This window comes from Streptomyces sp. NPDC018031 (assembly GCF_044327625.1).
Taxonomy (GTDB): domain Bacteria; phylum Actinomycetota; class Actinomycetes; order Streptomycetales; family Streptomycetaceae; genus Streptomyces.
Genome location: NZ_JBIRFT010000001.1, coordinates 1,285,628 through 1,299,958, shown reverse-complemented (window position 1 = coordinate 1,299,958; position 14,331 = coordinate 1,285,628). Strand labels below are relative to the sequence as shown.

General features: G+C 71.5%; 11 protein-coding genes. 9 read left to right on the top strand and 2 right to left on the bottom strand.

Annotated features, from left to right (window positions below):
• Positions 1-58 precede the first annotated feature (58 nt).
• The 7 genes from nuoH to nuoN are packed head-to-tail and all read left to right on the top strand — an operon-like array spanning position 59 to position 8,691.
• Positions 59-1,384: an NADH-quinone oxidoreductase subunit NuoH gene (nuoH, locus tag ACH4B3_RS05540; RefSeq protein ID WP_398461593.1), complete on the top strand. Its 1,326-nt coding sequence runs from the start codon at positions 59-61 to the stop codon at positions 1,382-1,384.
• The gene (nuoI, locus tag ACH4B3_RS05535; protein WP_398461377.1) at positions 1,359-2,081 is read left to right on the top strand and encodes an NADH-quinone oxidoreductase subunit NuoI; all 723 of its coding nucleotides are present in this window, start codon (positions 1,359-1,361) and stop codon (positions 2,079-2,081) included. The genes nuoH and nuoI overlap by 26 nt, the downstream gene beginning before the upstream one ends.
• Positions 2,078-3,082, top strand: coding sequence for an NADH-quinone oxidoreductase subunit J (locus ACH4B3_RS05530; protein ID WP_398461376.1), 1,005 nt, complete (start codon positions 2,078-2,080; stop codon positions 3,080-3,082). Before nuoI ends, ACH4B3_RS05530 begins: the two co-directional genes overlap by 4 nt.
• On the top strand, positions 3,079-3,378 hold the full coding sequence (gene nuoK / locus ACH4B3_RS05525; protein WP_398461375.1) for an NADH-quinone oxidoreductase subunit NuoK: 300 nt from the start codon (positions 3,079-3,081) through the stop codon (positions 3,376-3,378). Before ACH4B3_RS05530 ends, nuoK begins: the two co-directional genes overlap by 4 nt.
• A gap of 16 nt (positions 3,379-3,394) precedes the next feature.
• Positions 3,395-5,335 carry an NADH-quinone oxidoreductase subunit L gene (gene nuoL / locus ACH4B3_RS05520; RefSeq protein ID WP_398461374.1) on the top strand — a complete coding sequence of 647 codons (1,941 nt, stop codon included), beginning with the start codon at positions 3,395-3,397 and terminating at the stop codon, positions 5,333-5,335.
• A gap of 3 nt (positions 5,336-5,338) precedes the next feature.
• Positions 5,339-7,015 carry an NADH-quinone oxidoreductase subunit M gene (locus tag ACH4B3_RS05515; protein ID WP_398461373.1) on the top strand — a complete coding sequence of 559 codons (1,677 nt, stop codon included), beginning with the start codon at positions 5,339-5,341 and terminating at the stop codon, positions 7,013-7,015.
• Positions 7,012-8,691 carry an NADH-quinone oxidoreductase subunit NuoN gene (gene nuoN / locus ACH4B3_RS05510; protein WP_398461372.1) on the top strand — a complete coding sequence of 560 codons (1,680 nt, stop codon included), beginning with the start codon at positions 7,012-7,014 and terminating at the stop codon, positions 8,689-8,691. The genes ACH4B3_RS05515 and nuoN overlap by 4 nt, the downstream gene beginning before the upstream one ends.
• Before the next feature lie 92 nt (positions 8,692-8,783).
• Here the strand turns inward: nuoN and ACH4B3_RS05505 are convergent, their stop codons facing one another.
• A complete protein-coding gene (locus ACH4B3_RS05505) occupies positions 8,784-9,359 on the bottom strand; it encodes a hypothetical protein (RefSeq protein WP_398461371.1) in 576 nt (191 codons plus the stop codon).
• Between the two features lie 97 nt (positions 9,360-9,456).
• The gene (gene fahA / locus ACH4B3_RS05500; RefSeq protein ID WP_398461592.1) at positions 9,457-10,683 is read right to left on the bottom strand and encodes a fumarylacetoacetase; all 1,227 of its coding nucleotides are present in this window, start codon (positions 10,681-10,683) and stop codon (positions 9,457-9,459) included.
• 650 nt (positions 10,684-11,333) lie between these two features.
• Between fahA and ACH4B3_RS05495 the strand changes: the two genes are divergently transcribed.
• Positions 11,334-12,344 (top strand): polyprenyl synthetase family protein, encoded by a 1,011-nt coding sequence (locus ACH4B3_RS05495; protein ID WP_398461370.1) that lies wholly within the window; start codon positions 11,334-11,336, stop codon positions 12,342-12,344.
• Between the two features lie 377 nt (positions 12,345-12,721).
• On the top strand, positions 12,722-13,954 hold the full coding sequence (locus ACH4B3_RS05490) for an outer membrane lipoprotein carrier protein LolA (RefSeq protein WP_398461369.1): 1,233 nt from the start codon (positions 12,722-12,724) through the stop codon (positions 13,952-13,954).
• The last annotated feature ends 377 nt before the right edge of the window (positions 13,955-14,331 follow it).

Genomic DNA, 14,331 nt, shown 5'->3' with positions numbered 1-14,331 from the left:
TGCCCTCACCCACATCGAGCAGCACCGGCCCGCGGTGCTGGCGGTCGAGGACCTGTCCATGTTCGGGGGCGACCCCTGGTGGCTGGTCCTGATCAAGGTCGTCTTCTGCTTCGCGATGCTGATGGTGACCGTGCTCATCGCCATCGTCTTCGAGCGCAAGATCCTCGGCTGGATGCAGCAGCGCATCGGCCCCAACCGGCACGGCCCCTGGGGCATGCTGCAGTCCCTCGCGGACGGCGTGAAGCTGATGCTCAAGGAGGACGTGGTCGTCAAACGCGCCGACAAGGCCGTGTACGTCCTGGCGCCGATCGTGGCCGCCGTGCCGGCCTTCATGGCCGTCGCCGTCATCCCGTTCGGGCCGGCCGGCAACGAGATCTCGGTGTTCGGCGAGCGCACCGCGATGCAGCTGACCGACCTGCCGATCGCGGTGCTGTACATCCTGGCCACCGCCTCGGTCGGGATCTACGGCATCGTGCTGGCCGGCTGGTCCTCCGGCTCCACGTATCCGCTGCTCGGCGGTCTGCGCTCGTGCGCCCAGATGATCAGCTACGAGATCGCGATGGGCCTGTCCTTCGCGGCGGTGTTCATCTACTCCGGGTCCATGTCGACCTCGGCGATCGTGGAGTCGCAGCAGGAACGCTGGTACGCGGTGCTGCTGCCGGTCTCGTTCCTGATCTACATCATCGCCATGATCGGCGAGACCAACCGGGCCCCGTTCGACATGCCGGAGTCCGAGGGCGACCTGGTCGGCGGCTTCAACACCGAGTACTCGTCGATCAAGTTCGCGATGTTCATGCTCGCCGAGTACATCAACATGGTCACCGTCTCGATGGTCGCGGTCACCCTCTTCCTCGGCGGCTGGCGGGCGCCCTGGCCGGTCAGCACCTTCTGGGAAGGCGCCAACCACGGCTGGTGGCCACTGCTGTGGTTCCTCGTCAAGGTCAGCACCACCCTGTTCGTCTTCATCTGGGTCCGCGCCTCGGTCCCCCGGGTGCGCTACGACCAGTTCATGAAGCTGGGCTGGAAGGTCCTCATCCCGGTCTCCATGGTGTGGCTGATGCTCGTCGCCACGGTGCGGGCGCTGCGCAACGAGGACTACGACTTCCAGCAGATCGTGCTCTACGTCGGCGGCGGGGTGATCGCGCTCCTGCTGGTCTCCGTCGTCTTCGACATCTTCCGGGACCGGGAGGAGAAGCGGGCCGCCACCGAGGCCGAAGCGGCCGGCGAGCCGCCCTTCGACCCGCTGACCGGCGGCTTCCCCGTCCCGCCGCTGCCCGGACAGACCCTGCCGCCCGTACCCCGCCGGCGGCCGCGCCACGAGCGCCAGCTGGTCGGCAACGGCCCGGCGGAGAACACCCATGGTGAGGAGGCCGACGGTGCCTGACAGCAATCCCGGCCAGGAGTCCTCCCGGACCCCCTGGCAGAACCCGCTCGCGGGCTTCGGTGTGACCTTCGGGAACATGTTCAAGAAGCGGATCACCGAGCAGTACCCGGAGCAGAAGAAGCCCACGGCTCCCCGCTTCCACGGCCGTCACCAGCTCAACCGGCACCCGGACGGGCTGGAGAAGTGCATCGGCTGCGAGCTGTGCGCCTGGGCCTGCCCGGCGGACGCCATCTACGTGGAGGGCGCGGACAACACCGAGGAGGAGCGCTACTCCCCGGGTGAGCGGTACGGCCGCGTCTACCAGATCAACTACCTGCGCTGCATCCTGTGCGGGCTGTGCGTCGAGGCGTGCCCGACCCGGGCGCTGACCATGACCAACGACTACGAACTCGCCGACCGGTCCCGCGAGTCGCTCATCTACACCAAGGAAGAGCTGCTGGCCGGGCTGACCGAGGGCATGGTCGACAGCCCGCACGCGATCTTCCCGGGCATGGACGAGCAGGACTACTACCGCGGCCTGGTCACCGAGGCCGCGCCCGGCACCGTCCGCCAGGTCGCCCGCAGCAAGGGGGAGGAGCCGCCGGTCGACGCCGAGCCGGCCGGGCCGGCCGACCTCTCGGGCACCTCCCCGGGCACCTCCGGCGGCACCGGCGGCACCGGCACCGGCACCGGCACCGGCAAGGAGGTGCGGGCATGAGCGGCACGCTGCTGGCGGCGTCCAGCACCTCCACGGGCGAGGCCGTGCAGTTCTGGGTGCTGGGCGTGGTCGCCGTGGCCGGGGCGCTGGCCACGGTCCTGATGAAGAAGGCCGTGCACTCGGCGCTCAGCCTCGCCGGCACCATGATCATCCTGGCCGTGTTCTACCTCGCCAACGGCGCGTACTTCCTCGGCGTGGTGCAGATCGTCGTCTACACCGGCGCGGTCATGATGCTCTTCCTCTTCGTGGTCATGCTGGTCGGGGTCACCGCGGCCGACTCGCTGAAGGAGACGCTGAAGGGGCAGCGGTGGATGGCCGCGCTGTGCGGCCTCGGCTTCGGCATCCTGCTCAGCGCCGGGATCGCCAACGCCTCGCTGACGTCCTGGAACGGCACCGGTGAGGCCAACGCCGGCGGAAACGTGCAGGGCCTGGCCGAACTCCTCTTCACCGACTACGTCTTCGCGTTCGAGGTCACCGGCGCGTTGCTGATCACCGCCGCGGTCGGCGCGATGGTGCTCACCCACCGGGAGCGCACCGAGGGCCGCCGCACCCAGCGGGAGCTGTCCGTGCACCGGGTCCGCACCGGGGCGCAGGCCGGGCCGCCGTCCGGTCCCCGCCCGGAGCGCGGCGACATCGCCTGGCCGCTGCCGACCCCGGCCCCCGCGCCCGGCGTGTACGCCCGGCACAACGCGGTGGACCTGCCGGGCCTGCTGCCCGACGGCAGCTCCTCCGACCTCACCGTCAACGCCACGCTGCGGGCCCGCGGCCAGATCCGCGACGTCTCCGGCGAGGCGCTGGCCGACCTCGCCGCCCTGGAGCAGCGCGCCGGGGAGTGGCGGGCCCAGCGCGGCGGCAGCGGGTCCACCCTGTACCGCCCCGAGCACGCCGGCTCCGCCGCCTACCGCCCGGACGCCGAGGAGGGGGCGGACGCCGCCGGAACCACCGACGGCGGCGCGCACGGCGGCGCGGACGACCACGTATCCAAGGGGGGTGCCCGGTGAACCCGGTCAACTACCTGTATCTCGCGTCGCTGTTGTTCACCATCGGCGCGGCCGGGGTGCTGATCCGGCGGAACGCCATCGTGGTGTTCATGTGCGTGGAGCTGATGCTCAACGCCTGCAACCTGGCGTTCGTCGCCTTCTCCCGGATGCACGGCAACCTCGACGGGCAGATCGTGGCCTTCTTCACGATGGTGGTCGCCGCGGCCGAGGTCGTGGTGGGCCTCGCGATCATCGTGATGATCTTCCGCTCCCGCCACTCGGCCTCGGTCGACGACGCCAGCCTGATGAAGCTCTAGAAGGGGTCGCGTTCAAGTGGAGAACCTCATCGGATTGCTCGTCGCGGCGCCGCTGCTCGGCGCCGCGGTGCTGCTCTGCGGCGGGCGTCGTATGGACCGTACGGGCCACTGGCTGGGCACCGCGCTCGCCGCGGCCTCGTTCGTCATCGGCGCGGTGCTCTTCGCCGACATGCTGGGCGCGGACGAGCACGACCGGGCCATGCACAGCCATCTGTTCAGCTGGATCCCGGTGGACGGCTTCCAGGCCGACGTCGCCTTCCAGCTGGACCAGCTGTCGATGACCTTCGTGCTGCTGATCACCGGTGTGGGCACGCTGATCCACATCTACTCGATCGGCTACATGGAGCACGACGAGCGCCGCCGCCGTTTCTTCGGCTATCTCAACCTCTTCCTGGCGGCGATGCTGCTGCTGGTCCTCGCCGACAACTACCTGCTGCTGTACGTCGGCTGGGAGGGCGTCGGTCTCGCCTCGTACCTGCTGATCGGCTTCTGGCAGCACAAGCCGAGCGCGGCCACCGCGGCGAAGAAGGCGTTCCTCGTCAACCGCGTCGGTGACGTCGGCCTGTCCATCGCGATCATGCTGATGTTCACCACCTTCGGCTCCTTCGCCTTCGCCCCGGTGCTGTCCGGCGCGGAGGAGGCGGGCGAGGGCAAGCTGACCGCGATCGGCCTGATGCTGCTGCTGGCCGCCTGCGGCAAGTCGGCGCAGGTCCCGCTCCAGTCCTGGCTGGGCGACGCGATGGAGGGTCCCACCCCGGTCTCGGCCCTGATCCACGCGGCCACCATGGTGACCGCGGGCGTGTACCTCATCACCCGCTCCGGCGCGATCTTCGACGCCGCGCCGGACGCGCAGCTCGTGGTGGTCACGGTGGGCGCGGTCACGCTGCTGTTCGGTGCGATCGTCGGTTGCGCGAAGGACGACATCAAGAAGGCGCTGGCCGGCTCGACCATGTCGCAGATCGGCTACATGATCCTGGCGGCCGGGCTGGGCCCGATCGGCTACGTCTTCGCCATCATGCACCTGGTCACCCACGGCTTCTTCAAGGCCGGGCTGTTCCTCGGGGCCGGATCGGTCATGCACGCCATGAACGACGAGGTCGACATGCGCAAGTACGGCGGGCTGCGGAAGTACATGCCGGTCACCTTCGTCACCTTCGGGCTCGGCTACCTCGCCATCATCGGCTTCCCCGGGCTGTCCGGCTTCTGGTCCAAGGACAAGATCATCGAGGCGGCGTTCGCCAAGGGCGGCACCGAGGGCTGGATCCTGGGCGGCGTGGCCCTGCTGGGCGCGGCCATCACCGCGTACTACATGACCCGGGTGATGCTGCTGACGTTCTTCGGCGAGAAGCGCTGGCAGCCCGCGCCCGACCCGGCCACGGCCGCCGACGTCGAGCCCGGCGGCCAGGCGCGCCCCGGTGAGCTGCCGCACCCGCACGAGTCGCCGAAGTCCATGACCATCCCGATGATCGTGCTGGCTTTCGGCTCGGTGTTCGCGGGCGGCCTGTTCAGCCTCAACGACTCCTTCCTGAAATGGCTGGAGCCGGTCACCGGGCACGACCACGGCGATTCGCCGCTGAGCGCGGCGGCCGTCACCACCGGGACCGTGGTGGTGCTGGTGATCGGTGTCGCGCTCGCCTGGGCGCAGTACGGCCGCCGGCCGGTCCCGGTGCGGGCGCCGCGCGGCAGCCTGCTGACCCGGGCCGCCCGCCGCGACCTGCTGCAGGACGACTTCAACCACGTGGTGCTGGTCAAGCCGGGCGAGTACCTCACCCGCGGCCTGGTCTACGTCGACCACACGCTCGTCGACGGGGTGGTCAACGGCACCGCGGCCTCGGTCGGCGGGCTGTCCGGACGGCTGCGGAAACTGCAGACCGGCTACGCCCGGACGTACGCGGTCTCGATGTTCGGCGGTACGGCGGTGCTCATCGCCGCGACCCTGCTGATGAGGGCGGTCTGATCGATGTCATTTCCTCTGCTGACAGCAACGGCCGCGGTACCGGCGATCGGCGCGATCGTCGTCGCCGCCCTGCCGGCCACCGGGGGCACCTCCGGGAAGCTCCGGGGGAGCGTCGCGGCGAAGTGGGTGGCGCTGGCGTTCTCGCTCGCCACCCTCGCCCTGGCCGCGGTGGCGCTGGCGCGCTTCGACCCGGACGGCGACCGGTACCAGCTCACCGAGTCACACGCCTGGATCGAGGACTTCGGGGTCCGGTACGAACTCGGCGTGGACGGCATCGGGGTGGTGCTGGTCGCCCTGACCGCGCTGCTGGTCCCGTTCATCGTGCTGGCCGGCTGGCATGACGCGGACCACCTGGAGGACGCCCGCCCCAACCGCAGGTGGCGGCCCACCCAGGGGTTCTTCGCGCTGATCCTGATGGTCGAGGCGATGGTGGTGCTCTCCTTCGAGGCCACCGACGTGTTCCTCTTCTACATCTTCTTCGAGGCCATGCTCATCCCGATGTACTTCCTCATCGGGGGCTTCGGGGACCGGGCCGGCGGCCGGACCGCGGAGGAGTCGGCCACCCAGCGCTCCTACGCGGCGGTGAAGTTCCTGCTCTACAACCTGGCCGGCGGGCTGATCATGCTGGCCGCGGTGGTCGGGCTGTACGTCGTCACCGCCGACGACCTGGGCGCCGGCACCTTCTCGCTGCAGCGGATCACCGAGGCCCGGGCCGCCGGTGAGCTGGACATCGCCACCGGCACCGAGCGGCTGCTGTTCCTCGGCTTCTTCTTCGCCTTCGCGGTCAAGGCGCCGCTGTGGCCGCTGCACACCTGGCTGCCCAACGCCATGGGCGAGGCCACCGCCCCGGTGGCGGTGCTGATCACCGCGGTGGTCGACAAGGTCGGCACCTTCGCGATGCTCCGCTTCTGCCTCCAGCTGTTCCCCGAGGCGAGCAAGTGGGCCACCCCCGCGATCCTGGTGCTCGCGGTGATCAGCATCATCTACGGGGCGCTGCTCGCGGTCGGCCAGCGGGACATCAAACGGCTGATCGCCTACGCCTCGATCTCCCACTTCGGCTTCATCATCCTCGGCATCTTCGCGATGACCTCGCAGGGCCAGAGCGGCGCCACCCTCTACATGGTCAACCACGGCATCTCCACCGCCGCGCTGATGCTGGTCGCCGGGTTCCTGATCACCCGCCGCGGCTCGCGGCTGATCGCCGACTACGGCGGGGTGCAGAAGGTCGCCCCGGTGCTCGCCGGCACCTTCCTGATCGGCGGGCTGGCCACCCTGTCGCTGCCCGGACTGGCCCCGTTCGTCAGTGAGTTCCTGGTGCTGGTGGGCACCTTCAGCCGCTATCCGGCGCTCGGGATCGTCGCCACCGTCGGCATCGTGCTCGCCGCGCTGTACGTGCTGGTCCTCTACCAGCGCACCATGACCGGCCCGGTCAAGGCCGAGGTGCGGGGGATGCCCGACCTCAGGGTCCGGGAACTGGTGGTGGTGACGCCGCTGATCGCCCTGCTGATCTTCCTCGGCGTCTATCCCAAGCCGGTGACCGAGATCCTCGACCCGGCCGTCGACCACACGTTGTCGGTGGTCGACAAGAAGGACCCCGCACCGGATCACCCCGTCACCGACGCGGGCTGGTTCGACTACAGCCCCAAGGGCGACCACCACGCTCCCGGAGGTGCCAAGTGACCAGCGCCCCACTCGTCCACAACCTGTGGACGACCGCCGCTCCGGCGCAGGACAAGATCCCGTCACCGCACATCGAGTACGGCCAGCTGTCCCCGGTGCTGATCGTGCTGGGTGCCGCCATCGTCGGCATCCTGATCGAGGCGCTGCTGCCCCGCCGCAGCCGCTACGCGGCACAGCTGTTCGTCTCCGTGGTCGCCCTGGCGTCCGCGTTCGCCGCGGTCATCGCCCTGGCCGCCGGGGACTACGGCACCACCAAGGCGGGCATCGCCGCGATGGGGGCGATCGCGGTCGACGGCCCGGCGCTCTTCCTCCAGGGCACCATCCTGCTGGTCTCCATCGTCGCCGTGCTCACCTTCGCCGAACGGCGCCTGGACCCGGTACCCGGGGCCGCCGGGGAGCGCCCCGCGGGCCACGGCGGCGACGTGGACGCGTTCGCCGCGCAGGCCGCGGCGGTGCCCGGCGGCGACGCCGAGAAGGCCGCCGTGAAGGCCGGGTTCACCACCACCGAGGTCTACCCGCTGCTGCTGTTCGCCGTCGCCGGACTGCTCGTCTTCCCGGCCGCGAACGACCTGCTGACCCTCTTCGTGGCGCTGGAGGTCTTCTCCCTCCCGCTGTACATCCTGTGCGCGCTGGCCCGCCGCCACCGGCTGCTCTCGCAGGAGGCCGCCGTCAAGTACTTCCTGCTCGGCGCGTTCTCCTCCGCCTTCCTGCTGTTCGGCATCGCGCTGCTGTACGGCTACTCGGGCACCATCCGCTACGCCGGGATCGCCGACGTCGTCGACGGCGAGGTGGCCCGGATGGACCCGGCGCTCGCGCAGACCATGGGCAACGACGCGCTGCTGCTGATCGGCGGCGCGCTGCTGCTGGTGGGGCTGCTGTTCAAGATCGGGGCGGTGCCGTTCCACATGTGGACGCCGGACGTCTACCAGGGCGCGCCGACCCCGGTCACCGGCTTCATGGCGGCCGCCACCAAGGTCGCCGCGTTCGGCGCGCTGCTCCGCCTGCTGTACGTGGTGCTGCCCGGCCTGCGGTGGGACTGGCGCCCGGTGATGTGGGGCGTGGCGATCGCCACCATGCTGGGCGGCGCGATCGTCGCGGTGACCCAGACCGACGTGAAGCGGCTGCTGGCCTACTCCTCGATCGCCCACGCGGGCTTCATCCTGGCCGGTGTCATCGCGACCAACGAGAACGGCGTCTCCTCGGTGCTGTTCTACCTGGCCGCCTACTCCTTCGTGACGCTCGGCGCGTTCGCCGTGGTCACCCTGGTCCGGGACGCCGGGGGCGAGGCCACCCACCTGTCCAAGTGGGCCGGGCTGGGCCGCCGTTCGCCGCTGGTCGCGGCGGTGTTCGCGGTCTTCCTGCTCGCCTTCGCCGGCATCCCACTGACCTCCGGCTTCGCGGGCAAGTTCGCGGTGTTCAAGGCGGCGGCCGAAGGCGGCGCGGGCGCGCTGGTGGTGGTCGGCGTACTCTCCTCGGCCGTCGCGGCGTTCTTCTACATCCGCGTCATCGTGCTGATGTTCTTCAGCGAGCCGAAGGCCGACGGCCCGTCCGTCGCGGTGCCCAGCGCACTGACCTCCTCGGCCATCGCGATCGGCGTCGCGGTGACCCTGGTACTGGGCGTCGCGCCGCAGTACTTCCTCGAACTGGCGGGAGACGCCGGGGTGTTCGTGCGCTGAGGGTCGCACGGACACCGCAAGCCGGGCCCGGCCCCGCACCTGCCACGTGCGGAGCCGGGCTTCGTGCTGTGCGGTGTCCGGCGGCCGGCCGGTCAGCCGGCCGGGCGGTCCACCGGCGGGTAGGCCGGCACCTGGAGATCCGTCGGCAGGTCGAGGTCGGTGGGCAAGCCCGTCGGCAGGTCGAGGTCCGTCGGCAGGTCGGTGGGCAGGCCGCTCGGCAGCTTCGGCTTCCCGTCCGGCGTCACGGTCCGCTTGAAGGTGCTCTCCTTCCCCGACCCCCAGGAGATGGTGAGGGACTCGGCGTCACCGCGCACCACCGAGCCGTCGGAGCGGTCGGACGACCCGTCCTTGCAGGCCAGGGTGAGTTTCACCGGCCGGGAGTCCTCGACCTTGCCGGTGCAGGAGGTCTTGCCCAGGAGGGTGGCGGTGCCGCCCTGCACGGAGAGGATCAGCAGGCCCTGGTCGGTGTGGGTGGCGTCGGTCGCCCAGCCGCCTTCCAGGTCCGAGGCGCCGACGCCCTTCCCGGCGTCCCCGCTCGCCGGGACGTCGGCCGCCGGCGCCTTCGACGCGGTGCCCTCCCCCTTGCCGTCGTCGTCACTGCTGGAACAACCGGTCATCAGCACGGCGGCGAAGAGCGCCGCCCCCGTGATCCGTGCCGCTTGGCGCACCTGCGTCTCCCTCGGTCGATGAGCAGGAACCCGTCAAACTAGCAGGGGCGCGTGACGGGGCCGCCGCTCCGTCACGCGCCCCTGCCGGGACGGTGGTTCAGCCGGTCGCCGCCGCGATCCGGCCGCTCACCTCGCCCAGCCCGACCCGCCTGCCGTCCGGACCGGGCGCCCACGCGGTCAGCGTCACCTCGTCGCCGTCCGCCAGGAACGTCCGCTCGCCGTCGGGGAGTTCCAGCGGGTCCCGGCCGGCCCAGGTCAGCTCCAGCAGGCAGCCGCGCTGCTCCCGCTCCGGGCCGCTGACCGTGCCGGAGGCGAACAGGTCGCCGGTGCGCAGCGAGGCGCCGTTGACCGTCATGTGCGCCAGCTGCTGGGCGGCGGTCCAGTACATGGCGGAGAACGGCGGACGGGAGACGGTGTGCCCGTTGACCGCCACCTCGATGCGGATGTCCAGACCGCCCGGCTCGGCGGCCGAGTCGTCCAGGTAGTCCAGCAGCGGCAGGTCACGGGCCGGGGGGCTGGTGCGTGCCGCGTCGAAGGCCTCCAGCGGGGTGATCCACGCCGAGACGGAGGTGGCGAACGACTTGCCCAGGAACGGGCCCAGCGGACGGTACTCCCAGCTCTGGACGTCCCGCGCGGACCAGTCGTTGAGCAGGGTCACCCCGAAGACGTGGTCGCGGAAGGAGTCCAGCGGGACCCGCTCGCCGAGCGCGGTGGGGGTGCCCACCACGAAGCCCACCTCGGCCTCGATGTCCAGCCGGCGGGTCGGGCCGAACTCCGGACTGCCGCCGCCGGCCGGCAGCCGCTGGCCGAGCGGACGCACCACGGGCGTGCCGGACACCACGACGGTGCCGGCGCGGCCGTGGTAGCCGATGGGCAGGTGCTTCCAGTTGGGCGGGAGCGCCGCCTCGTTCGGACGGAACATCTGCCCGACGTTGGTGGCGTGGTGCTCGCTCGCGTAGAAGTCGACGTAGTCGGCCACCTCGAAGGGAAGGTGCAGGGTGACGTCGGCCAGCGGGAACAGCAGCGGCTCGATCGCGGCCCGGTGCGCCGGGTCGGTGAGCCAGCCGCGCACCTCGGCGCGTACCGCTTCCCAGACGGGGCGGCCCGCGGCCAGCAGCGGGTTGAGCAGCGGTGCGCCGAGCACCTCGGTGTGCGCGGAGCCGAGTGCCGCCGCCGCGGCGGCGGTGTCCAGCACATGGTCTCCGTACCGCACTCCGATCCGCCGGTGCCGGGGGGCGTCGGTCGTGGTGAAGACGCCGTAGGGGAGGTTGTGCGGCCCGAAGGGGTCGTCTTCTGGCAGGTCGAGCGGGCTCTGCTGCGGCATGGGGTGCTGCCTCGCCTTCTCCTCGTCACTGGGTTGGCCGTACTCGTGGCCGGGCACAGCGTATGCCGTCACCGCTGACCGGTGACCCCTGATCGATAAACGGGCAATCACCGGCGGGCGGCGCGGGCGTGGCACCGGCGGCCCGGCGCGGCCGTGGCACCGGCGGCCCGGCGGCCCGGCGCGGGCGTGGCACCGGCGGCCCGGCGTGGCGAAACGGCCACGGCCCCCGGGGGAGAGAAGGAGAGAAGGGGAGAAGAGGGGGAGGTCACCGTGGCCGCTCCGGACGGCCCGGACCCCGCTCCCGCGACGTGCGGGCGCGACGGGGGATACGGAGATACGGGGCGGCGGGGCGGCGGGGAGGCGGGGAGACGGGGGGATGGGGGAGACGGGGGAGGTGGGGGAGAGGTGACGGCCGGCGCGGTTACGGAGCGTACGCGGGAGCGCTACGGAGCGAGGGTGGACATACGGGCAGGAAGCCGGGCCGGGCGGTGCCGGAGGTGAGAGCGCACACACCCCGGGAAGGCGCCCACAGTGATCGAGACCCGACCGGATACGCTGACTTTCGGTGGAGACAGCGACACTCCCCCAGCTACCGCTGGGAGGTGCCCCCAACAACCCCCCGTGATCGCAGGCAGACAGGAGTACCTCTCGTGACCGTCGTAGGGCCCTTCGGGCTGAGCGTGCGGGACCAGACTCTGGAAGCCGACATCCAGGCCGGTTTGGTGGCCGTGGAAGAGGGCCTCCTCGGGGCCACCAAGAGCGACGTGCCGTTCATCACGGAAGCCGCGCAGCACTTGGTGCGGGCCGGCGGCAAGCGATTCCGGCCGCTGCTGGTGATGCTGGCCGCGCAGTTCGGCGACCCGCACGCGCCGGGGATCGTGCCCTCGGCCGTGGTCGTGGAACTCACCCACCTGGCGACCCTGTACCACGACGACGTCATGGACGAGGCCGCGGTGCGCCGCGGCGTGCCCAGTGCCAACGCCCGCTGGGGCAACTCGGTGGCCGTGCTCACCGGTGACTTCCTCTTCGCCCGCGCCTCGCACATCCTGGCCGACCTGGGCCCGGAGGCGGTACGCGTCCAGGCCGAGGCGTTCGAGCGACTGGTCACCGGGCAGATCCTGGAGACCGCCGGCCCCCGGGACGGCCGGGACCCGATCGAGCACTACCTGGACGTGATCGCCGGCAAGACGGGCTCGCTGATCGCCGTGTCCGGACGGTTCGGCGCCATGATGGCGGGCGCCGACGAGTCCGTGATCGACATCCTCACCCAGTACGGCGAGCGGCTCGGCACCGCCTTCCAGCTCGCCGACGACGTCCTCGACATCGCCAGCGACAGCCATGAGTCGGGCAAGACGCCCGGCACCGACCTGCGCGAGGGCATCCCGACCCTGCCGGTGCTGCGGCTGCGGGCCCAGGCCGAGGCGACCGGCTCGCCGGAGGACCGGGAGCTGTGCGAACTGCTGGACGGCGACCTCACGGACGACGGACGGCACGCGGAGGTGCTGCGCAGGCTGCGCGAGCACCCGGCGCTGGAGCAGGCGCGCCAGGACACCGTCCGCCGCGCCGGCGAGGCCCGGGCCATGCTGGCGCCGCTGCCCGCCGGACCCGCCAGGACGGCGCTGGAAGGGCTCTGCGACGCCGTCGTGCACCGGGCCGGCTGACCCCCAGGCGGGGCCCGCGGCGCCGGACCGGCGGCCGCGGAAGCGGGACGTGCGGCGGGGCGGGACGGAGTGCGCCTCGGGTCCGGGGCCTGCGGTGGGCCGGACGTGCGGTGGGAGCGGGCCGGGGCGTGCGGCGGGCCGGGGCGTGCCTCGGGCCGGGGCGCGGCGGGGCGGCGGCGGATGCTCCCGGGGCAGTCGGAAGGCGGGGGCGTGTCATACCCGAGCAGTAGGGCAACTTGATCCCGGGGGCTGACGCGTCGTCGAGCCCGCTTTGGTGGGATGGAATCACCACCGCACGGCGGCTCGGGTGACAATGGCCCGAGAGGTGGACGAGTGCGAGGTTGACAACCGCCGCCAACGACGGAGGTAGAGCACACATGGCACGGATCCGACCGACACAGGTCGCCGACGACGACTGGGGCGACGAGAGCCCCGTACGACGCCGCAAGACGGTCCGGTACGCGGTTCCCGTCGCGGTGGCCGGGATGGCGGCGGCGACCATCGGGCTCGTCCCGGCGCTCGCCGACTCCGGTGACCCCGAGCTGCCGAAGATCTCGGCGCAGGAACTCATCAGCAAGATCGCCGAGGCCGACGCGCAGCAGCTGTCCGGAACGGTGAAGATCAGCACGGACCTGGGCTTCCCCTCGATGCCGGGGGGCCTCACCCTCGGCGGCGGTGCGGGTGAGGACGGCGAGGCGACCGCCTCACCCGAATCCAAGCTGCCCGAACTGGCGTCCGGTACGCACACCCTGCGCTTCGCGGTGGACGGGCCGGACAAGCACCGGATCTCGATCATCGAGGACGCCGCCGAGTACAGCGTGATCCACAACGGCGACGAGGTGTGGGCGTACGACAGCGCCAGTAACACCGCCTTCCACGCCAAGGCCCCCCGGGGCGCGGCGGCCGAGGCGGAGCGGAAGAAGCCCGAACTCCCGGCGGAGCTGCGCGACGCCACCCCGCAGGACCTCGCCGAACAGGCGCTCTCCGCGGTGGACGACAGCACCGAGGTCACGGTCGACGGCACCGCGAAGGTCGCCGGTCGGGACGCCTACCAGCTGAAGATCACCCCCAAGCAGGGTGACTCGACGATCGGAGCGGTCCGGATCGCGGTGGACGCGGACAGCGGCGTGCCGCTGAAGTTCACCCTCAGCCCGAAGAGCGGCGGCAAGGCCGTGGTCGAGGCCGGCTTCACCAAGATCGACTTTGGTGCGCCGTCGGCGAGCGGCTTCGAGTTCACCCCGCCCAAGGGCACCAAGGTCACCGAGCAGAGCGACCTGGAGCGCGAGGCCGGGAAGCTCGAGGGCGAGTCCAAGGGGAAGAACCCGGTCGAGGAGCTGTCCGGCCTCAAGGTGATCGGCGAGAGCTGGGGCTCGATCGGCCAGTTCGAGCTGCCCGGCGGCGTGCCGTCCGGTCAGCACCCGTCCGCGGAGGGCGAGGGCGCCGCGGCCGATCTGCTCGGCAGCCTGGGTGACCAGGTCAAGGGCGACTTCGGCTCCGGCACGGTGTTCAGCACCCGCCTGGTCAACGCCCTGCTCACCGACGACGGCAAGGTCTTCGTCGGCGCCGTCGACAAGGACGCCCTGATCAAGGCCGCCAACGAGGCGAAGTAGCACCGGACGGACGGGCCGGCGGTCCTACCGCCGGCCCGCTCCGGCCGCCCGGTGCCGGCACGCCACACACCACCGGGCGGCCGAACCGGCCCCCGCGACCGACGCGCACCACCGACCGACCGCGCACCACCGAACAACCGCGTACCACCGAACAACCGCGTACCACCGACCGACCGCGTACCACCGATCGACCGCGCGGCCACCGACGAACCGCGTACGACCGAACAACCGCACGCCCTCGGAACAACCGCGCACCACCGAACGGCAGGGCGCCCTGAATGGGCGTGAACCACCGACCGGCCGGGCACCCGAACGACCGCGCACCACCGAACGGCCGTGCGCCGTCGAGCGACCGGGCACCACCGGCCGGCCGCGCA